Annotated in this window: 14 protein-coding genes; 11 read left to right on the top strand and 3 right to left on the bottom strand. The window is 35.0% G+C overall.

Annotated elements, in window-relative coordinates:
* Position 1 precedes the first annotated feature (1 nt).
* From I5M32_RS13215 to I5M32_RS13205, 3 genes are all read right to left on the bottom strand, one after another.
* The gene (locus I5M32_RS13215; RefSeq protein WP_200587155.1) at positions 2 to 1,669 is read right to left on the bottom strand and encodes a T9SS type A sorting domain-containing protein; all 1,668 of its coding nucleotides are present in this window, start codon (positions 1,667 to 1,669) and stop codon (positions 2 to 4) included.
* Positions 1,670 to 1,927: 258 nt separating this feature from the next.
* A complete protein-coding gene (locus I5M32_RS13210) occupies positions 1,928 to 3,757 on the bottom strand; it encodes a glycoside hydrolase family 2 protein (protein WP_200587153.1) in 1,830 nt (609 codons plus the stop codon).
* Between the two features lie 357 nt (positions 3,758 to 4,114).
* Positions 4,115 to 8,335: a hybrid sensor histidine kinase/response regulator transcription factor gene (locus tag I5M32_RS13205; protein ID WP_200587151.1), complete on the bottom strand. Its 4,221-nt coding sequence runs from the start codon at positions 8,333 to 8,335 to the stop codon at positions 4,115 to 4,117.
* A gap of 344 nt (positions 8,336 to 8,679) precedes the next feature.
* Between I5M32_RS13205 and I5M32_RS13200 the strand changes: the two genes are divergently transcribed.
* The 11 genes from I5M32_RS13200 (at position 8,680) to I5M32_RS13150 (ending at position 23,969) form a co-directional block, all read left to right on the top strand.
* Positions 8,680 to 10,953, top strand: a complete 2,274-nt coding sequence (locus tag I5M32_RS13200) for a glycoside hydrolase family 3 N-terminal domain-containing protein (protein WP_234461957.1) — start codon at positions 8,680 to 8,682, stop codon at positions 10,951 to 10,953.
* A gap of 165 nt (positions 10,954 to 11,118) precedes the next feature.
* The gene (locus I5M32_RS13195) at positions 11,119 to 13,254 is read left to right on the top strand and encodes a glycoside hydrolase family 3 N-terminal domain-containing protein (protein WP_200587147.1); all 2,136 of its coding nucleotides are present in this window, start codon (positions 11,119 to 11,121) and stop codon (positions 13,252 to 13,254) included.
* A 30-nt stretch (positions 13,255 to 13,284) separates the two neighbouring features.
* Positions 13,285 to 14,058, top strand: a complete 774-nt coding sequence (locus tag I5M32_RS13190) for a ThuA domain-containing protein (protein WP_200587145.1) — start codon at positions 13,285 to 13,287, stop codon at positions 14,056 to 14,058.
* A 22-nt stretch (positions 14,059 to 14,080) separates the two neighbouring features.
* Positions 14,081 to 15,076, top strand: coding sequence for an L-glyceraldehyde 3-phosphate reductase (gene mgrA, locus I5M32_RS13185; RefSeq protein ID WP_200587143.1), 996 nt, complete (start codon positions 14,081 to 14,083; stop codon positions 15,074 to 15,076).
* A gap of 5 nt (positions 15,077 to 15,081) precedes the next feature.
* On the top strand, positions 15,082 to 16,581 hold the full coding sequence (locus tag I5M32_RS13180; protein WP_200587141.1) for a TolB family protein: 1,500 nt from the start codon (positions 15,082 to 15,084) through the stop codon (positions 16,579 to 16,581).
* 18 nt (positions 16,582 to 16,599) lie between these two features.
* Complete coding sequence (locus tag I5M32_RS13175) at positions 16,600 to 17,550, top strand: sugar phosphate isomerase/epimerase family protein (RefSeq protein ID WP_200587140.1); 951 nt, start codon at positions 16,600 to 16,602, stop codon at positions 17,548 to 17,550.
* Positions 17,551 to 17,563: 13 nt separating this feature from the next.
* Positions 17,564 to 18,580, top strand: coding sequence for a glycoside hydrolase family 5 protein (locus tag I5M32_RS13170; RefSeq protein WP_200587139.1), 1,017 nt, complete (start codon positions 17,564 to 17,566; stop codon positions 18,578 to 18,580).
* 19 nt (positions 18,581 to 18,599) lie between these two features.
* On the top strand, positions 18,600 to 20,156 hold the full coding sequence (locus I5M32_RS13165) for a family 16 glycoside hydrolase (protein WP_200587138.1): 1,557 nt from the start codon (positions 18,600 to 18,602) through the stop codon (positions 20,154 to 20,156).
* A gap of 103 nt (positions 20,157 to 20,259) precedes the next feature.
* Positions 20,260 to 21,417, top strand: a complete 1,158-nt coding sequence (locus I5M32_RS13160) for a Gfo/Idh/MocA family protein (RefSeq protein WP_200587137.1) — start codon at positions 20,260 to 20,262, stop codon at positions 21,415 to 21,417.
* 40 nt (positions 21,418 to 21,457) lie between these two features.
* Positions 21,458 to 22,510, top strand: a complete 1,053-nt coding sequence (locus I5M32_RS13155; protein ID WP_200587136.1) for a sugar phosphate isomerase/epimerase family protein — start codon at positions 21,458 to 21,460, stop codon at positions 22,508 to 22,510.
* 196 nt (positions 22,511 to 22,706) lie between these two features.
* Entirely contained in the window at positions 22,707 to 23,969 is a 1,263-nt protein-coding gene (locus I5M32_RS13150) for an MFS transporter (protein ID WP_200587135.1), read from the top strand.
* Positions 23,970 to 24,211: the final 242 nt, after the last annotated feature.

The following is a 24,211-nucleotide window of genomic DNA, read 5'->3' as shown; positions in this document are numbered from 1 at the left end:
ATTATTGATTTGTAAATTTCTTGCTCAGGCTTTCATTAGGTGTTTGTAGCGTTGCCACAAATAATCCCACCTTAAGAACTAAAGATAAGGAAATATTATTGTATCCTTTTTCTAATTGAACTGCTTTATTAAAAATTCTTTTTCCCGATAAATCAAATACACTTAAAGTACTAAAGGTTTTACTTGCAGAAAAAATATTCAATTTTACCTCATTAGAATTGTGGTTTGCATAAATAGTCATATCGTTAGCCTTAAGGCCTGATGCAACTGCTACTATTGGAGATTTTGTAGATTGACCATTAAAATCAACCTGATTTAATTGATAATAATCTGTGCCGCTTAAAGGGTTTGTATCTAAAAAACTGTAGTTAACCAATTCATCAGAGTTTCCTTTGCCTTTTACTTTACCAATTGAAGTAAATTTTTCTCCATCAGAAGAACGCAAAACATCAAAATATGAATTATTTTTCTCTGAAACTGTAGCCCAATTCAATTGGATGGCATCATCTTTCTTAACTCCTTTAAATGATGTTAAAGAAACAGGAAGCGTACCCGTACCAATTGAAGAACTACCTTGCGGTGCAAAAGTTACGCTTCTAAAAACTGTACCCGCTGGTGCAGTAGCTAGAAGTGTTAATGGTGTTGTAGAGATAGAACTATTTACGCCCCCACTAGCTTGGGTAGCAAATGTTTCAGAGAATGTATACAATTTAGACGTTCCTGCTCCAGTACCATCATCTCCCCAAGATGTAACATATAACGTAAAAACCGTATTGGCACCCACTACATTTGAAACCCCTGTAATACTTTTCAACAAAGTTGAACCGGTTGAAGGAATGGTTACTCTATAAACCAAATCTGTACCTGCCATATTTGTATTGTACCTTCTTATTTCATTATTAGCATCGTCAATTGCGTAGTAAACCTTTCTATCACTAAATGGGAATTCTATTAATTGATTAATCGTATTACTGGTGCCGTTCGCAGCTCCATTTCTTAGGGAAAAGGTAGTGCTAGTTGTAGGCAAAGGGTTAGCATAAGCAAGTGTAGTAGTTGATGCTATTGGGGCTATTAAACTACCAGCGTATATGGCTAAAGTTGTTGGAGAGTTTTGTGCTGTACTTACCCTAGTTGAAGTGGTACCATTTAATGTTGTGTATTGAACACCATTAACGTAGCCGTTAGCCCAAATATTAGTTTCATCTATTATCGCAGATCTTGGGGTACCTAAACCTGTTGTTGCGTCACCAGATAAAGTAGTTTGGGTATTAATAGAACCATCCGCAGCAATTACACCAACAACTAAAGCATCTGCAGAAGTTGGAACTGTTGCTCCTGCTGCGGCATTATAACCAAAAATGGTAATGTATTTTCCGTCTTGCGAAAGTGTGGACATTCCTTCTTGTTGATAAAGGCCTCCTGCGCTTTTCAAAAGTCCAGTTAAACCTTTGTTTAACCCGTTAACTATTTTAGGGACAGCGTAAGTTTTCACTAAAGTACCCGCTGTTGTATATTCATCTAAAAATACTGGGACTAACTGTCCCGCCGTGTAAGCTGATCCATCGCCATAACGGTAAACCACTAAATTTCCGGCGGTAAAAGATTGAGCAAATAGAGATAAGTTACAGGTTACCAAGCATACAACAATAAAAAGTAGTTTTTTTTTCATGTTTAATTTTTTAAGGTTTAATAAAATTAGTTTACATGGCATTTGAGATAAATTCTAATCAAATACCTTTATTGGCCATCGAAATTGGTTATCGATTTTTCAAATATGATAAGTAATAATATTTTAAGAGGGTTAAATATGTACTCAATTGAGGGTCAAGATGTCTTTTAAAGTATATAGAGCAATTTTATTTTAAAAAAACCATTCGCTGGTTCATAAATAAAAAAGTCTCGGCTTTTTAACCGAGACTTTCAAAATCTATCTATTTTTCTGATTAAATGTTTCAGAGATTTTATCGTAATAATTTTTGAGTGTGTAAAAAGCTAGTTTCTTTTGCCCCGTATTTGATATTAATCCTTTACGGTTCCAAAAATTTTGATAAACAGAGTGCGCTCTTCTTGGAGATCTAAAATCAACCAAAATCCATGGTGTCATCCCCCTTAATCCGTCTATTTTACCTAATAATTTAAATTGATTTTTAAAAAGATTGTCTTGATATTCTTCTGACCAACGTGTGCTTTTATCGGCATGGAAACCTGCCAAGGCAGATCCCCCCAATTCAGAAATAACAACTGGTTTATTGTATTTAATATCCCAATTGTATTTTGATATTTCATCGGGCGTACTCCAATACCAACCAGCGTACTCATTAAAACTAACTAGATCTAACTTCTCTCCTAAAACATCATCAACATAAATGGTAGAATCTTTACGGTGCAGCTCTAGAGCGGCAGAAATTAAGCGAGTGTGGTCTAATTCATGTGCCTTATCTATTAGATCCCCCATAAATTTATTTCTAGGTTGGCTAATAGGTGTTTCATTTCCAACAGACCATATAATCACAGCAGCTCTGTTTTTATCCCTATCGATTAGATCTGTTAATTGCTTTTGGGCATTCTGATAAGTTGCTGGATTTTCCCAAGAGATTGTCCAATAAACTGGTACTTCTGCCCATACCATTAAACCCATTTCATCGGCAAGACGTAACATTTTTTCGTTATGCGGATAATGTGCTAACCTTACATAATTACAATTAAGTTCTTTTGCCCAATTTAACAACATTCTCAGATCACCCTCAGAACGCGGTCTTCCGGGTATCAACGGATTTTCATTATGAATAGCAATTCCTCTTAAAAACACAGATTTACCATTTAATAAAACATCCTTCCCCCTTGTTTCAATTGTTCTAAATCCTATTTTATCATCTAATTTATCTGTTTCTGTTTGCAAAGTTACCTGATAAAGTTTTGGACTTTCTGGTGACCAGTATTTTAAATTTTTAACAGGGAATTTAAAAGTTGCATAACCAGAAGTATCTGTTTTAAGTTGATAAGTAAGCTTGGCTTCTGGAATATTGATAGCTACAGATTGAGACTTTTGATTACCAGAGAGCTGCACAAAACCTTCAATTTCTTTTAAATTACCTTTGGCTAATTGTACTTTATAATTATCTATGTAAGTTTCGGGTAATTCTGAAAGGTAAACATCGGCTGTAAGCCCGCCATAATTCCACCAATCTGTATTTATAGTTGGTATTTCATCTTGCTTTCTAGTATTATCTACTTTAACCACAATAGAGTTTTCTCCGTTCTTTAACTTTCCAGTAACTTCAAATTGGAAAGGAGTAAAACCGCCTTTGTGCATTCCTAATTTTTTACCGTTTAAGTAAACATGGGTTTCATAATTTGCTGCTGCAAAATAAATTATGTAACGCTTGTTTTGTTTTGGCTCAAAATTAAAATGCCTTCTGTACCAAACACTGCCCTCATAAAATTTTAACTCTGGTGCTTGGGAATTCCAATCGCCAGGTACGTCTAAAGTTGCATCATGATCAAAATCATACTCTATTAAACTTCCTTTGTTTGTTTGCTTCACATCATCATAAAAACCACCTTTTCCTGTCTCGGATTGATCAAAAGCTTGTCTTCTATAGTCATAGAAACCGTTCTCATAGGGGTCGATAATATAATTCCATTTACCGTTTAAGCTTAGGTTATGCCTACTACTAATATTTTGAATAATTGATTGGGAAAAAGCCTGGGCAGTAAGCAACAAAAAGAAAAAGAGAAAGAAATATTTTTTTTGCATGATAATTAGTCTGTTGTTTTAAAAGGGGAAATCTCATTAGAAAAACTTCTAGTGAGATTAGAATAAATTTAGTTGTAACCTTTGTTCTGCAGAGAATTAAGTATTTACATAACAAAAGGAAAAACCAATAACGCACAGTTATAAATTAATTTTTAAAAATTGCGCATTAAGCCCCCCTTATTGTAAAGATTTCCATTTTAATTATTTGATCAATAAACTGGTTTATTATTGGGTATCATATTTTGTAAAGATGATAATAACAGTATGGTGGATGGGTGTATTTATGTATCTAATTAAGGGGTTAAATATACTAATCTATCTTAAAACAAGATTTTAGATATCTTAGTGAACATTAAATTAATTTTCAAATGAAAATTTTTGAATAAATTCTGATGGTGATAACTCGAAAAACTTTTTAAATTCTTTACTAAAATGCTTACGATCATTAAAGCCAACCATATAGGCCACCTCAGCAACAGAATAGCTTCTTTGCTTAAATAGTTCGGCAGCTTTCTTTAATCTAATTTGTTTAATCAAATCGGCAACGGCATACCCGGTTAAAGCCTGTACTTTCTTGTACAGTACCGTTCTGCTCATTCCTATTTCATTTACCAGTTCGTTCACATCAAAAGTAGGATCTTCAATTTTACTTTCTATAATGTTCATCAGTTTATTCAAAAATTTTTCTTCTGGAGAAACTATATTTATAGCTGATGGTTGCAATACAAATTGGTGCCCAAATTTTTGTCTCATTACTTCTTGGGCATGTAATAAATTTTTAATATTCAGTTCGAGGATTTGAGGGCTGAATGGCTTAGATAAATAAGCATCTGCGCCAATAGAAAGTCCGTCTATCTGATGGTTTAGAGAAGCTCTTGCGGTAAGCAAGATAAATGGTATATGGCTGCTATTCTCTTTGAGTTTAACATTTTTGCAGAAATCTAAGCCATCCATACCTGGCATCATAATATCACTAATGATTAAATCTGGGATTTCGTTTTCCATGGACGCTAAAGCTGCTTCTGCATTTGGAAATTGGAGAACTTTATATCTCTCTACCAGTAAATCTACCACTAACTTCCTAACCTCATCATTATCTTCTGCTATTAAAATAGTGTGCTTTTTTGAGTTTCTTGAGCTTGTGGGTAAATCATCGATCAGAGTAATCAAATCATTTGTAGAATCTGATTTATTGATATAAGGTAAATCGCTTTCAGCTACAATTTCATCTTTATCTAAATGTGCATTTCCTTTTCTTAAAGAGATTATAAAGCTAGTAAGGCTATTAGGTTCTATATCACTATTTACCTTAATTGTGCCTTTATGCAACTCAACAATGCTTTTTGATAGTGCCAAGCCTATCCCGCTACCAATATTGTGTCCTCCTCTATCATCAACCTGAAAAAAACTTTCGAAAAGTTTAGGTTGCATATCCTTGGGGATGCCTTTTCCGTTATCAACAATTTTAATATCTACCCAGCCTTCATTTAAATTACTATTTTCTATAATAAGACAAATTGCTCCTTTTTCGGGAGTGAATTTAAACGCATTAGAAAGTAAATTGAACAATACTTTTTCTAGCTGATTTTGGTCAAAATAGATAAGAATTGGTTCTGAAGAAACTATAAATTGATAATCAATTTTATTATCGTTGGCAATAGAAACGAAAGAATCAAATATTTTTTTGCAAAACAGAACAATATCTTCCTGCAAACAATGAATTTTCATATGCCCTTCCTCTGCTTTTCTAAAATCAAGTAATTCTGTTACCAATTTCATTAACCGATCTGCATTATTCTTAATTGTACTTAAAGGCTTCGCAAAATCATGGGCGGCACTATTTCTAAGTATTTTATCTAAAGGGCCTAAAATCAAGGTTAAAGGTGTACGTATTTCATGCGATATATTAGTAAAGAAATTTAGCTTCATCTGATAAAGTTCTTCTTGCCTAATATTATGTACATGTTCTAAATACAAATCTCTTTTTAGTCTAGCCCTATTTCTCAAAAACTTAATAATTATCGCTAAAACAAAACTGAGCGCAATAACATAAACCAAATAAGCCCACCAAGTAGCCCACCATGGAGGTAAAACAATGATTTTTAAAGCGCATATCTGGTAGCCCCAAACTTTATCGCTATTTGCAGCCTTAACCTTAAACAAGTAGGATCCTGGCGAAAGATTGGCAAAATTTACCACCCTTTGCTTTCCAATATTTTGCCATTCATCTGCTCTTGGCAACCCATCTAATTTATAGGCGTAAATATTATTATCTGGATCTATAAAATTTAAAGCCGCATATTTTATACTGAAAGAAGATTGATCATAAGCAAGCTCTATTTTATTTGTTTCTGTTATGGATTTTGATAGAGGTGAACCCACTTCTCCAATTTTAGGTGTTTTGTTATTAATCAATAATTGAGTAATAATTACTTTAGGGGGTGCTGTGTTTTTTATTATTTTATCAGGATAAAATATCGAAAGACCATTTAAACCGCCAAAAGCAATTTCATTTGTATGTAATCTTAAACCTGCATTTGTAGAAAACTGGTTACTGGTTAACCCATCATTAGAAGTATAGGTTTTTATTACTAAATCTTCTTTTTGAAATGGTAGTTTAAATTTTTTGAAATGAATTTTACAAATCCCTAAATCTGTGCTGAGCCACAAATTCCCATTTTTGTCTTCAACAATTGCGTGTATCACATCATCTCTTAATCCCTCATTCTTTTTAATGGAATAAAATCTATTGTCTTTTTTATCAAAATAATTAAGCCCACCCTCTTCTGTACCCACCCACAATCTATTTTTAGAGTCTTTAAATATTGTGTTTACATTACTATTTGAAAGTTGAAACTTGGTGTCTCTAACTTTTTGATAGATGCTTAAAACCTTTTTATTCTTAATATCATAGTAATTTAGCCCGTTCTGGGTGCCTATCCATAAATGGTCATTTCCATCTTTACATAATGAAGTGAGAAAATTATCAGACAAGCCCTCAATTTTATTTGAATTTAAATTCTTTAATGAACTGCCCATCATAGATGTTTTGTTTAAACCCATCATAAGGTTGTTTAGATAAGGTTTGTTTTTTATACCGGCATCCTTTACTAAAACCAAAGGATTTTTGCCATTGTATAAAACATACATTAATCCACCTCCATCAGTACCTACCCAAACACCGTCTTTATCTGGCAAAACACACATAATTAGGTTTTCAATTAAGCTGCCGTTTTTCAACTTAAAGTTATATGGTTTATAGCTTTTGGTATCTTTATTAAAAAGCCCTAATCCATTTAAACTTCCTACCCATAAATTACCTTTGCCATCATCTGCCAAAGATTTTACACCGTTGCTTGAAGATGTGTTGCCTCTATTATTGATAGAGTAATACCTACTTATACCCTTTTTACGATCAATTAAATTTAAACCACCGCCAAAAGTACCCACCCATAATAAGCCATCTGGATCTTCTGTTATGGCGTTTACTAAAACATGGTTTAACCCGATAGACTTTCCTACGCTTTCCCCAATATTCTGAAAATTAGAGTTGCCCTTGTAATAAAAATTGATTCCTCCCGCAAAAGTACCAACCCAAATACATTGGTTTTTATCTTTAAGCAAACTCCATATTGTATTATCATTTAAGCTGTTAGGATTTAAAGCCTCATGTTTATAATTATTAAAAATATCATTCTTTGTATTTAAAATACTTATGCCGTTACGTGTTGCGAACCATATTTTATCAGCACCATCAATTAATATATCTTTTACCCAATTAGAAGCAATTGAATTTTTATCAGAATCAAACAAATAGTTAGTTATTTTTTGATCAATAGATGAAGCTTTAAAAACGCCCGATATTTCTGTACCAAACCAAAGATTGCCTTTTGCGTCTTGCTTGGTAATAAAAATCTTATTATTAACAAAATCTTTGTTTTGATAAAAGTAATTAGGCAGAGGCCGGGTTAAACCCGTTGCTGGGTCAAATAATTTTAATCCATTACTGGTTCCAATCCATATTTTATTATCCTTATCAACAAACAAAGAATGGACTGCAAAATTTTTAAAATTGGGTTCATTTGTATCTAAACCAAGCTCTTCTAACTTTAAAGTTTTCTTATTCAATTTTTTTAAGCCACCAAAAGTACCTACCCAGATATTTTTTTGTTTGTCTTCAACAATAGAAGAAATATAGTTCCGTCCACCTTTAATTTCTAAAATATCTATATGAGTAAAGGTCTCAAGATTTCTATTGTAAAGATTTAATCCATTTGAAGTACCTATCCAAATTTGATGTTTACTATCTTGCAAAATTGCATTAACCCTATTGTTGCTGATTGTATGTGGATTATTGATATCGAAAGAAAACTTCTTTAGCTCATAACCATCATATCTTGTTAGGCCTTTTAAATTCCCAAACCAAATAAATCCTTCTTGATCTTGTAAAAAACAAGAGATTGGACTTTGAGCCAAGCCTTCTTTAAAAGAAATATGTTTAAAATTGAGCGTTTGTGCCTCTGAAATTAGAGACAAAAAAAACAATAAGATAATGAAGTAGTATTTTTTATTGTTCATTAAAACTTAAAATTGGTTCATTTGGCAATCCTAATGAATATAACAATATGTAAATATAATCTGACAAGAGGATCAAATTAAATATTCAATTATTAACCTGTTTTTATAATTACAGTAAAAAAAAGGGTTTTTAATGGCTTTGGGTAGATAATAACATTAAAAGATACATTTTAACCCCGTATTTAGTATATTTCAAGCCCCTCAAAAAGTAAATATCTTACCATGTTTGCTTTACCGATTTTAAAAATCAACCAATAATCTTTAAATAATTAAACCCATTCAAATTTGTTCAGATTAAATTCAATGATGGTTAAATCTGTTACAATCATATATAAATTATGATCTTGCCTTCGAGAACAATCTTTTCACTAACAAATACTTTTTATACAGCAGGTTCCAAGCTTATTGTGCTAACGTGTGCTACGTTAATTTCTTTAAACCTTACTGCTCAAATAAAACCAGTTTCCACTAAAAACCAAGAAAAAAATATTGTTTATAAAAATAAAAACTTCCCTATCGAAGAACGTATAAACGACCTCTTAAACAGAATGACATTAGAGGAAAAAATATTGCAAACCAACCAATGGACATATGGCAAAAATGCCAATGAAAACAATATTGAAGATAGTAAAAAAGCAGTAAGACCAGAAATAGGCTCGTTGATCTATCGCAGCATTAACCCTGTATATCGCAATGATATTATGCGTAAAGCTATGAACGAATCGAGATTAGGCATTCCAATTTTGATGGGTTTTGATGTAATTCATGGTTATCGTACAGTTTACCCTATTCCATTGGCTCAGGCCTGCTCTTGGAATCCAAAATTGGTAGAACAAGCAACAGCAGTTGCGGCAAAAGAATCGAAACTATCTGGTATAGATTGGACCTTTTCTCCAATGGTAGATGTAGCCCGTGACCCCAGATGGGGGCGGGTAGCCGAAGGTTATGGAGAAGACCCCTATGCTAACGCCGTTTTTGGCGTAGCTTCTATCAAAGGTTATCAAGGAAATAAGCTTTCCGATCCATATTCCATAGCTGCTTGCTTAAAACATTACATTGGTTATAGCCTGTCAGAAGGGGGGAGAGATTATCATTATGCAGATGTATCTGCACAAACCTTATGGGAAACATTTATGCCTCCCTATGAAGCTGGTGTAAAGGCCGGAGCTGCAACTTTAATGAGTGGCTTTAATGATATTAGCGGCACTCCGGCTACTGCAAACCACTACACGTTAACAGAAATTTTAAAAAATCGATGGAAACATGATGGCTTTGTAGTTTCTGATTGGGGGTCTATAGAAAATTTGATTTCGCAGGGTTTTGCAAAAGACGGAAAGGACGCAACGCTTAAAGCCTTTAACGCTGGTGTAGAAATGGATATGGTGGATAACCTTTATATAGAACATCTGCCACAATTGGTAAAAGAAGGGAAAATTTCGGAAGCGCAAATTAACGAAGCAGTAAGAAGAATTTTACGATTAAAATTTAGATTAGGTTTATTTGATAAACCTTACGTAGAGGAACTGCCAGAAAAAGACCGTTATTATCAACCACAAAGTATGGCAGTTGCATCTAAACTAGCAGAAGAATCTATGGTTTTGCTTAAAAACGAGCATCAAACTTTACCACTAGCTAAATCTATAAAACAAATTGCTTTAATTGGCCCAATGGTTAAAGATAGCGTTAACCTAATGGGTTCCTGGGAAGGACAAGGAATTCCATCATCTGTAGAAACGCTAATGGCTGGTTTTCAAAAAGAATTTAATAGAAAAACTATACTCAATTACGCCAAAGGTTGCGATTTTGATGGGAAAGACGAAAGCGGATTTGCACAGGCCGTTGCGATGGGAGAAAAGTCTGATGTAATTGTTATTTGTATTGGAGAAAAGAAAAGTTGGAGTGGAGAAAATGCTTCAAGATCTACAATAGCTTTACCCCAAATTCAAGAAAAATTAGTTGCAACATTAAGAAAAACAGGCAAACCAATTATTCTAATTTTATCTAATGGAAGACCAATAGAATTGGGAAGGCTAGATAAAATTTCTGATGCCATGTTAGAGATTTGGCAACCCGGCATTGCTGGTGGAAATGCAGTTGCGGGATTAATTTCTGGCCGTTTAAATCCATCCGGAAAACTGGCCATCACCTTTCCCCTAGCCACAGGTCAAATTCCAATATATTATAACATGAGGCAATCTGCCCGCCCAAAATTAGGTGGCTATCAAGATATTTCATCTGAACCCATGTACTGTTTCGGGCATGGTTTAAGCTATACCCAATTTAGTTATGGTAAAGTTTCTTTGTCTGATAGCGTCATTAAAAAAGGCCAAAAAATCACAGCTCAAGTAGAAATAACAAATACCGGCAAAATGGATGGCAAAGAAACAGCAATGTGGTTTATTTCAGACCCTGTTGCGTCTATCACTCGCCCCATGAAAGAGTTAAAGTTTTTTGAAAAGGAAACTTTAAAAGTTGGCGAAAAAAGAATTTTTAAGTTTGAAATAGACCCTATGAGAGATTTAAGTTTCCCCGATGCAAATGGAATGCGCCACTTAGAAAGCGGAGATTTTTATTTAACAATTAATGGCCAAAAAATAAAATTTGAACTTGTGGATTAGCCAAAACTATTCCCTAAACATAAAAACGAATAAAAAATTATGAATCCATCTTTAAAGAAAGCAAAACATTTCAGCTTATTAATAAGCTTTATCTTACTACAACATCTTAATGTTAAAGCTCAAACCACATCCAATAAAATTGAGTCTCTCATTTCAAAGATGACCTTGGAAGAAAAGATCGGGCAAATGACCAATATCACCATTGGAATGGTAGCCACTGAAGTTGGCGATTCTTTGGTGATAGATAAAGACAAATTAAGAAACGTGATGTTAAGCCATAAAGTTGGGTCTTTTCAAAACGTGATTGGGCATGCCTATTCTTTACAAAATTGGCATAATATGTTAGATGAAATCCAAGCCATCAACATGAAAGAGTCTAGGTTAAAAATCCCTTTGCTTTATGCAATTGATGCGGTACATGGTGCAGATTATACCTTGGGATCTACCATTTTTCCTCACAATTTGGGTTTGGCCGCTACACGAAATACCTATCTCGCAAAGCTTGGTGCACAAATTACGGCTAAAGAAGTTAGAGCAAGCGGCATTCGTTATAATTTTTCTCCAGTTTTAGATGCTGGCAGACAACCTCTTTGGCCCCGTTTAGCCGAAACTTTTGGTGAGGATATTAATTTGGTTAAGAAAATGGGAGTTGCTGAAATTGAAGGTTACGAAGGCAACGATCTAAAAAGTATCGACCATGTTGCAGCCTGTATGAAACATTTTATTGGCTACTCTTTACCAACATCTGGTAAAGACAGGTCATCCGCATTAATTCCCGATGTCACTTTAAGAGAATTCTTTTTACCCTCTTTTGCCGCAGCGGTAAAAGCAGGAACGCATACGGTAATGGTAAACTCTGCCGAAGTTAACGGAATACCCGTACATGCCAACAAATATTTATTAACCAATGTATTAAGAGGTGAACTGGGATTTAAGGGCGTAGTGATTTCTGATTGGGAAGATGTTAAAAAACTAGCTGAGAGACACCGCGTTGCCAGTTCTTATAAAGAAGCGGTTTATCAATCTGTTGATGCTGGTATTGATTTATGTATTGTACCAAGCGATTTAGATTTTAGTAAATATTTAATAGAGTTAGTCCGGGAAAAAAGAATTCCGATAGCTAGAATTAATGAATCTGTGAGGAGAGTTTTACAGCTAAAATATGATTTAGGATTATTTGATAATCCTTATGTAGAAAAAGAAGCGGCTAAAAATTTTGGTCGTCCAGAGTACCAAAACGTCGCTTTAGATGCAGCTAGAGAATCTATCACGCTATTAAAAAACGACAAGAATGTGCTTCCTTTGGCCAAGGATAAAAAAATCTTTATCACCGGTCCGGGCGCAAAATCTTTATCTACACTAAACGGAGCATGGACTTACTCTTGGCAAGGGACTAATGCTCAATTTTTCTCTAAAAATCAATTAACCATTACACAGGCAATTCAGCAAAAAGCTAAAAACACAAGCTATGCTTTGGGCACCAATTTTAAAGGTGGCGATGAGGAAATTGCACTAGCCGTTGAAGCTGCAAAAGATGCCGATGAAATTGTGGTTTGTTTAGGCGAAGATGCTTATGCAGAAACCCCGGGAAATATTGAAGACTTAGATCTACCGGATAACCAATTGAAACTGGTTACAGAGCTAAGTAAACTAAACAAACCAATTATTGCGGTTTTCACAGAAGGAAGACCACGTATCATCAGAAAAATTGAACCTCTTTTAAGTGGAATTATATTGGCTTATTGGCCAGGAGAACAAGGTGCAAACGCCATTGCCGATGTTTTATTTGGCGATTATAATCCATCCGGAAAGTTGCCGATCACTTATCCAAAATACCCGAACTCTTTAGTAACCTACGATCATAAATACTTGGATGAGGTTTTTGAAAGTGCCAGTCCTCAAATATATTCTGAAGAGTTTCATCCACAATTTTCTTTTGGATTTGGATTAAGCTATACCACATTTAAATACAGCCCTATCACATTTTCAGCAGATAAATTAACTTCGAAAGGATCAATAGAGGTTAAAGTAACCGTAACCAATACTGGCAAAATGGCCGGGAAAGAAGCTGTAGAAATGTACAGCTCTGACCTAATTGCATCTATTACGCCATCTGTAAGAAGGTTAAGAGACTTCACTAAAATATACTTAGCTTCTGGCGAATCAAAAGAAGTAACTTTTAAATTATCGGCCAAAGATTTAGCTTTTATAGGTAAAGATCTAAAATGGAGAACCGAGCCTGGAGATTTTGATATTACAATTGGCAATCAAAAGAAAAGATTAGTATATGTTGCCCAATAAAACAATTAATAGCCATTAAAACTTCAAATCATGAAAATAAAAAACCATTGCTTGTATGTTCTATTTCTGTTTTGCTTAATAAGTACACAATCATGGGCACAGGCAAAAAAACAGTTTAATGCCTTGCTAATTACCAAAACTGCTGGTTGGCACCATGAATCTATAAATGATGGCGTTAGTGCAATAAAAGCTTTAGGCGAGAAGAACTTCTTTAACGTAACATGGAATCAAGACGGAGTTCCTATTACAGAAAAGTATCTACAGAACTTTCAAGTGGTTATATTTTTAAATACCACAGGAGATATTTTTAATGCCGATGAACAAAAAGCAATAGAGAAATTTATACAATCGGGCAAAGGATATGTTGGTATTCACAGCGCATCAGATACAGAATACGATTGGGCTTGGTATACCAAATTAGTAGGTAGAATGTTCCACATTCACCCGGCAATACAAACTGCAAAATTAAGATTAACCAAAAACACATTTACTGGATTGAACGGCTTTACAGATGGCCAATTATGGACGGATGAATGGTATGAGTTTGGACCAGAGCAAGTAAAAGACCTTAATTACATCCTTGCGGTTGATGAAACTAGCTACAACTCAAAAGTAGAATGGCCAGATAGAAATTTAAAAGGCGTGGGCATGGGCAATTTCCATCCGATAGCTTGGTATCATGAGTTTGACGGGGGAAGGGCATTTTATACTGCCTTAGGCCATCAACCTACAGACTATACAAATACAGCTTTCTTAGATCATATATACGCTGGAATTTTTTGGGCAGCTACAGGCAAAAAGTAATCATCAAATTAAAAAAACACAAATGACATACATTCCATCAGAAGATAGGTACGATAAAATGACTTATAACCGTTGTGGCAAAAGCGGTTTGCTATTGCCAGCATTATCAATGGGGCTTTGGCATAATTTCGGAGATATAGATGATTATGAAGTAGCTCGTGACATATTACATACGGCATTTGACAATGGAATTACCCATTTTGATTTAGCCAATAATTACGGTCCTCCGGCAGGTTCTGCCGAGTCAAATTTTGGAAAAATTCTTAAGCAAGATTTTCTTGCTTACCGTGATGAATTGATTATTTCATCAAAAGCAGGTTGGGGAATGTGGCCTGGCCCTTACGGAGATTGGGGCTCTAAAAAATATTTAGTTGCCAGTTTAGATCAAAGTTTAAAAAGAATGGGTTTAGAATATGTAGATATTTTCTACCATCACCGCCCAGATCCTAAAACGCCTTTAGAAGAAACCATGGCTACTTTAGATCTAATGGTTCGCCAAGGCAAGGCACTTTATATTGGTATCTCTAGCTATGAACCTGCAGAAGCCGCACAAGCTTTTAAAATATTAAAAGAATTAGGTACGCCTTGTCTTATCCATCAACCCAAATATTCTATGTTTGATCGTTGGGTTGAAGATGGCTTATTGGATGTTTTAGAAGAAAATGGAGTGGGATGTATTGCTTTCTCTCCACTAGCGCAAGGATTGTTAACCAATAAATACCTACACGGAATCCCTAAAGATTCTAGAGCGGCAAGTCATCGTGGAAACGGAGCCATTGAAGAAGATTATTTGGATGACGATAAAATTGAAAAGGTTAGAAAATTAAATCACATCGCCAAAGAGCGAGAACAAAATTTAGCTCAAATGGCTTTATCTTGGATTTTAAAAGACCAAAGAATTACTTCCGTAATACTTGGAGCAAGCAAATCTGCCCAAGTATTAGATTCTATAAAATGCTTAGAAAATCGTCATTTTTCTGAGACAGAATTAAAAGAAATCAACCAAATTTTATCCTAAATATTATGAAATCAAAACTGCTATTATTAGGCTTATTAATGTCCATTTTTATGGAAGTGAAGGCTCAGGTTCCAAATGCTAAAATCGGTTCTTTCGACCAGTTTTTAAACATCGGAAAACCAAAAATAAAAGGCTCGGCAAGTTATAATGAACCTTCACAAACCTATCTCATAAGTGGGACAGGCTCCAATATCTGGTTCTCCCAAGATAGTTTTTCGTTTCTAAGCAAAAAAATGAGTGGTGATTTTATTATTCAAACCCAAGTTAAATTTATTGGAGAAGGGCATGAGTTACATCGCAAAGCCGGTTTAATGATCAGAACTTCAACTGCACCTAACTCGGCAACAGTTGTTTGTGCCTTACATGGCGATGGCTTAGCCTCTTTACAATACAGAACTTCAGCCGGAGCGATTTTGAAAGAAGTGAAAATGACCATCAAAGCTCCTGATGTTTTACAGTTAGAGAAAAAAGGGAATACCTACACCATGTATGCAGCCCATTTTGGCGAAATTTATCAAACAGAAATACTAAACGATATTGACTTAGGTGAAAATGTTGTTGCAGGTTTATTTGTATGCCCACATACCAATAAATTTGCTGAAGAGGCAGAATTTAGCAATACCAGAATTTTTAATCCTGCGCCAGCAAACCTAATCCAATATAAAGATTATTTGGGCAGTGCTTTAGAGATTATGGATGTGAGTACCGGCCATAGAGAAGTTATATCTAATTATAAAGGTTCTTTCCAAGCTCCAAACTGGACACCAGACGGCAAAAGTTTAATCTATAACCAAGAAGGTAAGTTATATAATTTCGATATCAATAGCAGAATTGCAACAGTTATCAATACCGATTTTGCTAACAAAAACAATAATGACCATGTGCTTTCACTTGATGGCAAACAGATTGGGATTAGCAATCAATCCGAAGACGGTGGTAAATCTAATGTTTATACAGTACCTGTTACCGGCGGTGTGCCAAAAAGAATTACCGCTAAAAGCCCATCTTATTTTCATGGTTGGTCACCAGATAATTTGTCTTTAATTTATACAGGAGAGCGCAACGGACAGTTTGATATATACAAAACAGATCCAAACGGCAGTAAAGAAATCCAATTGACCAATACTAAAGGATTGGATGATGGCTCGGAATATTCGCCAGATGGAAAAACCATTTATTTCTGTTCTACCAGAACCGGCCTAATGCAAGTTTGGAAAATGGATCCTAATGGTAAAAACCAAACTCAATTAACTTTTGATGACTATAACAACTGGTTTCCTCATGTATCGCCAGACGGAAAATGGTTAGTTTTCATCACCTTTTCTAAAGATGTACCGGCAGATAAACATCCATTTTACGAGCGAGTTTATATTAGGCTAATGCCAGTTGAAGGCGGGCAGGCTAAAGTAATATCTTACTTATATGGTGGCCAAGGAACCATGAACGTACCAAGCTGGTCTCCTGACGGCAAAAAAATAGCTTTTGTAAGTAACGGAACTTTTTAATTATAAAAACATTCAAAAATGAAACATTTAAAAAAAGAATTAAATATCCATTTAAAAACATTTGCCGTTGCAGGATTAGCACTGATCTTGTTTTCTACCGCAGCTTTAGCGCAAAAAAAAGCAAAAAAATATCCTCTAATCCCTTCGCTAAATGCTTATTCATTTAGCGATTTATTGATGGCAAGAGATACAAGAGATAAACAACAGCTTTTCACGCTTTTCAATTTATTGGATTGGTGCAAAACCAACCATATCACAGGTCTAGACCCAACCGCTTATTTTTTTCCTACTTATCCAGAAGTACCATCAGACGAATATCTTAAAAAGTTTAAAGATAGAGCAGCTGAGCTAGGAATTACTTTAACAGGTACAGGTATTAGAAACGATTTTGCTTCACCAGACCCAAAAGTGAGAGCTGCTGGTGTAGAATTAGCAAAAAAATGGATTGTTGCAGCATCTAAAATGGGAATTCCCGTGGTTCGCGTATTCTCTGGTGAAATCCCAAAAGGATATGAAGATAAATGGAAAGAAGTTGCTGATTGGATGATTGAAAGTTATAAGGAGTGCGCTGCTTATGGTGAAAAATACGGAGTGAAAATTGGTATTCAAAATCATGGGGATATGTTGCAAACTGCCGAGCAATGTAAATATGTGATAAACGGAGTTAATTCTAAATGGGCAGGTTTAATTATTGATACCGGTAATTTTAGAACTGCAGATCCTTATAAAGATATTGCTGAGGTAATCCCTTACGTAGTAAACTGGCAAATTAAAGAAAGTCCAAATGAAATAGGAAGTCCTGTTAAAACGGATTATGTAAAACTGATAAAAATTATAAAAGATAGCGGCTATAAAGGTTTTTTACCTGTAGAAACATTATTAGTGCGTGGCAAACCTTATGATCCATTTGCATTAGTACCACAAATGCTGGGTAAAATGCAAATGGCTATCGAAAAAGTTTATCAATAAATTTTCTATTTCCATGTACAATAAAATCAAGCATAGCATTTATTTAAGCTTACTGCTCCTCTTAATAAGCTGTTCTGTTTTTTCTCAAAACACAAAAGAAAAAAAATATGCTTTTAAGCAGAATACTAAAATGGGTAGAGGGCTAAATATTATTGGTTATGATCCTATTTGGAACGATTTTTCAAAGGCAAGGATGCAAGCAAAGCATTTTAAACTGATAAAAGATGCTGGCTTTAATAATGTGAGGATAAAAATTAGTCCTTTTCGCTTTTCTATAGATTCGGCTTATACCATTAACCCTAAGTTTTTTACCACTTTAGATTGGATTATCAAAGAATCGTTAAAAAACAAGTTGATGGCAATTGTAGATTTTCATGAGCATGGTGCAATGGAGAAAGACCCTTTGGGTACAAAACCGATGCTTTTAGCCATGTGGAAACAAATTGCAGAACATTGTAAAAATTACTCTAATGATGTGCTTTTTGAAATTGCAAATGAGCCTAATATGCAACCCGAATTATGGAATCAGATTCAGAAAGAAGCCTATGAAATCATCAGAAAATCAAACCCATATAGAACATTGATAATCGGTACTGTTTATGGCAATCAAATCAATTATTTAAAAGATTTGGTATTACCAGAGGAGGATAGAAACATCATTGTAGCAATTCATTATTACAGCCCAATTCAGTTTACCCATCAAGGTGCACCATGGTCTGTTAAAAGCAAAGATTTAAGTGGCATTACATGGACCGGTACTGAGGCACAGAAACAAGCTGTACAAAATGATTTTGATATTGCTCAAAACTGGTCAAAACAGCATGATAGACCAATTACTTTAGGTGAGTTTGGAGCTTATGAAAAAGGCGATATGGAATCACGAGCAATGTGGACAAATTACATTGCTAGGCAGGCAGAAGCCCGTAATTGGAGTTGGAGCTATTGGCAGTTTGATTCGGATTTTATTGCTTACGATTTAGCAAAAGATGAATGGGTAAAACCTATTAAAGAAGCGCTGATACCTAATTAATGATTTATCCATAACAATTATGAAGTATCCAATTTTTAAGGAAAAGAGCCTGCTCTTCATTACAATTTTTTTCCTAGGATGGGGCTTCGTTCAAGCGCAAGATAACACGCTCAGCAAAAAAGAAAAAAAAGCAGGCTGGCAACTTTTATTTGATGGAAAAACTACCACCGGGTGGAAAGGAGCTTTTACAGATAACTTCCCTACAAAAGGCTGGAAAATTGAAAATGGCTTACTAGAAGTTGACGCAAATGGCGGTGCAGAATCTGCCGATGGTGGTGATATTGTAACGCTTAAAGAGTATGATAATTTTGAACTCAAGGTTGATTTTAAATTAACGAAGGGAGCAAATAGTGGTGTAAAATACTTTGTAGCACCACAGCAAGCTACGCCCGCAAGTCCACGCTCTGCTTTTGGTTTAGAGTTTCAATTATTAGATGATGCCGTACATCCTGATGCAAAATTGGGTAAAAATGGAAATAGAACCATTTCTTCTTTGTACGACTTAATTCCTGCTATTGACAACAAACCCACAAAGCCTATTGGCGATTGGAATACCTTGAAAATAGTTTCTAACGGCACACATATAGAACATTGGCTTAATGGCGTAATGGTTTTAACCTATGAAAGAGGAAGCCAGAAATTTAATGACTTAATTACAAACAGTAAGTATAAAAACATCCCAGGTTTCGGGCTTGGCGAAAAAGGAAGAATTCTTCTACAAGAACATGGTTTTAAGGTTTACTTTAAAAACATCAAAATAAAAGAAACTAAATTTATGCCGGATACCAGAACCGGAAAGCTTTTAAAAGAAATACCCGGAGTGGTTTCTTTTACCTACCGTCATAGTTTCGAGAAAAACTTTTCGGCAACTTTAGATACCATCAAAAGTTTGGGCATTACCAATATCGAATTTTCTAATCTTTTTGGTCAAAAATCAGAAGATATTAAAAAGATGCTGGACGAAAGAGAAATGATTTGCACTTCATTCGGGGTAAATTATGACGATTTAGTAAAAAATGTAGAACAAGTTGGTAAAAATGCAAAAAAGCTGGGTGCAAAATTTGTAAGAGTGGCTTGGATTCCGCACAACAAAACTACCCTAACCATAGAAATAACCAAACAAGCTGTTACCGATTTCAACACAGCGGGCAAATTATTAAAAGATAAATACGGTCTAACATTTTGTTATCACAACCATGGTTTTGATATGCAAACTTACAATGGTAAAACCTTTTTTGATTACCTAATGGCAAATACCAATCCCGAATATGTAAGTTTTGAGTTAGATATTTTATGGGCCTTTCATCCCGGTAAAAATCCGGTAGAATTAATGAAAAAATATGGTTCTCGCTTTAAATTGATGCATGTTAAAGATTTGCGCAGAGGAATACTAGGAGATCTTACTGGTGCAACTCCAGTTGAAAATGACGTGGCTCTTGGCTCTGGCCAAATCAACATACCCGCAGTAATAAAAGAGGCTCAGAAAATAGGCATTAAATATTTTTATATAGAAGATGAAAGTAAAGCGGTAAACCTACAAGTTCCGGTAAGTTTAACCTTTTTAAAGAATCTTTAACCTAATTAAAAAAAGTGCATAGTTATAAGAATCCTAAAAGCCACATTTTTAAAAAATTGCCTTTTGATTCATTTTTAACCAGTTTAATAAAAAAAACAATACTATGGGACAAAAATTAAGATTAGGAATGATTGGTGGTGGAAAAGGTGCTTTTATAGGCGCTATCCACAGAATTGCTGCACAAATAGACGGAGAGTACGAATTAGTTTGCGGTGCTTTCAGCTCCAATCCTGATGTCTCGATACAAAGTGGTAAAGATTTAGGTTTAGATATTTCGAGATGCTATGCTTCGTTTTCAGAACTCTTCGAAAAAGAAAAGCAATTGCCAAAAAATGAGCGAATGCAGGTAGTAAGTATTGTAACTCCCAATCATCTACATTTTGAGCCTGCAAAATTAGCAATGCAAAACGGCTTCCATGTGGTTTTAGATAAGCCAATGACTTTTTCTTTAGCCGAAGCTAAAATGCTAAAGCAAATCGCAGAAGAAACTGGTCAACTTTTATGTTTAACACATACCTATACAGGCTACCCAATGGTTAAAGAAGCTAAACAACAGATAGCGGAAGGTAAGCTGGGAGAAGTCAGAAAAGTGTATGTGGAATATCCTCAAGGCTGGCTAAGTAAACGGGAAGAAAACGGGGATAATAAACAGGCCGCATGGCGTACCGACCCTAGTAAAAGTGGCATTGGGGGTGCTATTGGCGATATTGGAACCCACGCTTTTAACCTTGTAGAATACGTTACCGGGTTAAAAGTAACTCAAATTAATGCAGATATCAATACGGTTGTTGAGGGAAGAAAGCTTGATGATGATGTTAACGTACTTTTAAAATTCAACAATAATGCTTCGGGAGTTTTATTTGCAACCCAAGTTGCTGCAGGCGAAGAAAACAATATTAAAATCAGAGTTTACGGAGAAAAAGGTGGTTTAGAATGGCAACAAAACGACGCTAATTCTTTACTGATGAAATCAGCTGATCAACCTTTTCAAATTTTAAGGACTGGATCATCATATTTAAGGTCCTTTGCAAAACATAATACACGCACACCGGCAGGTCATCCCGAAGGATATTTGGAAGCATTTGCAAACCTATACCGAAACTTTGCACTTACCATTAAAGCAAAATTAAATCAAGAAACGCCAACTCCAGAAATGTTAGATTATACAGGAATTGAAGATGGTGTAAGAGGAATGGCGTTCATCGAACAAGTCATCGTTTCTGGTCAATCCGACCAAAAATGGACAGCCTTTATCGTTTAAAAATATAAGTATTAATGCTAAAGTTTATCAAACAAAATTTATGAAAAACATTAAAGGTCCGGCTATATTTTTAGCGCAGTTTTTAAGTCCGGATGCGCCCTTCAATAATTTAGAATCTATTAGCAATTGGGCAAAGGGATTGGGCTTTAAAGGTATTCAAATCCCTACTTGGAAAAGCAATTATTTTGATTTGCAAAAAGCAGCAGAAAGTAAAACCTATGCAGATGAAATCAAGGGAAAAGTGAACGAGGCAGGATTAGAAATCACAGAATTATCCACCCACTTACAAGGTCAGTTAGTTGCAGTAAACCCAGCCTACGATAAATTATTTGATGGCTTTGCACCAGAAATTTACCATAACAACCCAAAAGAGCGCACAAACTGGGCTATACAACAATTAAAATATGCCGCAAAAGCATCCCAAAATCTAGGGTTAAATGCACATGCAACTTTTAGTGGTTCTTTACTTTGGCATACCGTTTACCCTTGGCCACAACGTCCCAATGGATTAGTGGAAGATGGTTTTACAGAGCTCGCAAACCGTTGGCTACCCATTTTAAATGCTTTCGATGAAGCAGGAGTAGATCTTTGTTATGAAATTCATCCCGGTGAGGATTTACATGACGGTATTTCTTACGAAATGTTTTTAGACAAAGTAAACCAACATCCAAGGGCTTGTTTACTGTACGACCCTTCCCATTTTGTATTGCAGTGTTTAGATTATATCAGCTATATAGACCATTATCACGAGCGTATTAAAATGTTTCATGTAAAAGATGCAGAATTTAATCCTACTGGCAAACAAGGCGTTTACGGCGGTTACCAAAACTGGGTGGATAGAGCCGGAAGGTTTAGGTCTTTAGGCGATGGACAGGTTGATTTTAAAAAGATTTTTAGCAAGCTGGCGACCTATAATTTTGAGGGTTGGGCAGTATTAGAATGGGAATGTGCCATCAAACACCCAGAAGACGGTGCAAAAGAAGGAGCAAAATTCATCAGTGATCACATCATCAGAGTTACAGAAAAAGCATTTGATGATTTTGCTGCTTCTGGTACCGATAAAGAATTTAATCGAACTATTTTAGGTTTGTAAAATTTTGGCATTTTAACACGCTATGCACTATAGTCCCGATGAAAAACCGGGAGCTGCCGTTCCTATCGTTAATGCAATTAAAAACAAAATATTATTTCCAAAAATTCAAAATATAAACACAAGAAAATCAGTCTATTATTAAGTAGTAAATATTTTTTTGCTGCTAATCATAAAACCATTATAAACCTAAATATTTATGCAAATTATTGAAAAAAATAAACTCTTTGTTGCTAGTTGCTTAGCGCTATTGGTAACCTCGCTCTCTTTTGGCATAAGGGCAGGTATTTTAAGTCAACTTGGTACAGATTTTTACCTAAATGCTGGTGAGTTAGGTACCATTACGGCAACAGCATTTTGGGGCTTTCCATTAGCCGTAGTGATAGGTGGTTTTGTTGTAGACATTATCGGGATGAAAAAGTTATTGGTTATGGCTTTCATCTTCCATTTATTGGGGATTGTTTTAACCGTATTTGCACAAGGTTATTGGTCGCTATTTACTTCAACTCTTTTAATAGGCATTGCTAACGGAACAGTTGAAGCCGCTTGTAATCCATTAGTATCCACACTTTATCCTAATAATAAAACAACCAAATTAAATCATTTCCATTTATGGTTTCCTGGTGGAATATTTATGGGAACGCTCATAGTTATGCTGTTTAATTATTTAGGCTTAAACTGGCAAATCCAGATGGGTGTAATGTTAGTTCCAACTTTTATTTATGGATACTTGTTTTCCAAACTCGAATTTCCGGTTACAGAAAGAGTGGCCTCTGGCATATCAATGGCAACCATGTACAAATCTTTAGCTTCTCCATTATTTATTTTCATGTTTGTTTGTATGTTTGGTACAGCCATAACAGAATTGTTTACAGGGCAGTGGGTTGATGTTTTACTTAAAAACGTAACCGATAATTCTATCCTGATTTTAACATTAACTACCGGGGTAATGGTAATAGGAAGGGGCTTGGCAGGGCCTGTTGTTCATCGTTTCGCTCCGCAAGGCGTTTTATTAATGTCTTCGATTCTTGCTGCTATTGGCCTTTATTTATTGGCAACCTTAACTGGCAACTCTATTTTTATCGGTGCTTTTATTTTTGGATCAGGAGTTTGTTATTTTTGGCCAACCATGTTGGGTTTTGTAGCAGAAAATATACCAAAATCAGGTGCTTTAGGTTTAAATTTAATGGGTGGTGCTGGTATGTTTGCGGTATCTGTTTACACCATTTTTATGGGTAAGTTTTACGATAGATTGATTATGGAAAATTTACCAGTAAACATAAACTTAAAAGGAAAATCTACTATTGAACTAAATAACCTATTAGAGTTAGCAAAAAACAGTGCTGGACCTGAAGTATTAAAAGTTACCATGTTGATTCCTATCGCTTTAAGCATAGCTTTTGCTGTGCTGGTATTTTACATGAAACAGAGGAAGGTGTTAGAAATCGATAAAGGTGTTTAAATTAAAATTTACAGGCTGAAGGGTAATTGCAGGTCAGAAATTTTCTTTTAAAATATAATGGCTAACCAAAAAAAGGAATGAAAATATAATTATTATTTAACATCCGTTTAAGAAGATGTTGCTTAATTTCTTTGAAAAACTAAGCGGAAACACCATATTAAAATGGCTTTTTTAAAGAGAAGAAAAATAGCGTTAGCTGATCTAAATTTAGCATGGGTTGCTATTACGTACGTTAAACCGTT

This window comes from Pedobacter segetis, assembly GCF_016623585.1.
Taxonomy (GTDB): domain Bacteria; phylum Bacteroidota; class Bacteroidia; order Sphingobacteriales; family Sphingobacteriaceae; genus Pseudopedobacter; species Pseudopedobacter segetis.
This window is presented reverse-complemented; position numbering and strand designations above follow the sequence as displayed.

What these genes read in the sequence shown, in the direction of transcription:
- I5M32_RS13210 (WP_200587153.1), bottom strand. Translation starts at nt 3,757, where the DNA reads ATGCAAAAAAAATATTTCTTTCTCTTTTTCTTTTTGTTGCTTACTGCC.
- I5M32_RS13160 (WP_200587137.1), top strand. Translation starts at nt 20,260, where the DNA reads ATGGGACAAAAATTAAGATTAGGAATGATTGGTGGTGGAAAAGGTGCT.
- I5M32_RS13165 (WP_200587138.1), top strand. Translation starts at nt 18,600, where the DNA reads ATGAAGTATCCAATTTTTAAGGAAAAGAGCCTGCTCTTCATTACAATT.
- I5M32_RS13215 (WP_200587155.1), bottom strand. Translation starts at nt 1,669, where the DNA reads ATGAAAAAAAAACTACTTTTTATTGTTGTATGCTTGGTAACCTGTAAC.
- I5M32_RS13155 (WP_200587136.1), top strand. Translation starts at nt 21,458, where the DNA reads ATGAAAAACATTAAAGGTCCGGCTATATTTTTAGCGCAGTTTTTAAGT.
- I5M32_RS13205 (WP_200587151.1), bottom strand. Translation starts at nt 8,335, where the DNA reads ATGAACAATAAAAAATACTACTTCATTATCTTATTGTTTTTTTTGTCT.
- mgrA (WP_200587143.1), top strand. Translation starts at nt 14,081, where the DNA reads ATGACATACATTCCATCAGAAGATAGGTACGATAAAATGACTTATAAC.
- I5M32_RS13175 (WP_200587140.1), top strand. Translation starts at nt 16,600, where the DNA reads ATGAAACATTTAAAAAAAGAATTAAATATCCATTTAAAAACATTTGCC.
- I5M32_RS13190 (WP_200587145.1), top strand. Translation starts at nt 13,285, where the DNA reads ATGAAAATAAAAAACCATTGCTTGTATGTTCTATTTCTGTTTTGCTTA.
- I5M32_RS13170 (WP_200587139.1), top strand. Translation starts at nt 17,564, where the DNA reads ATGTACAATAAAATCAAGCATAGCATTTATTTAAGCTTACTGCTCCTC.
- I5M32_RS13150 (WP_200587135.1), top strand. Translation starts at nt 22,707, where the DNA reads ATGCAAATTATTGAAAAAAATAAACTCTTTGTTGCTAGTTGCTTAGCG.
- I5M32_RS13180 (WP_200587141.1), top strand. Translation starts at nt 15,082, where the DNA reads ATGAAATCAAAACTGCTATTATTAGGCTTATTAATGTCCATTTTTATG.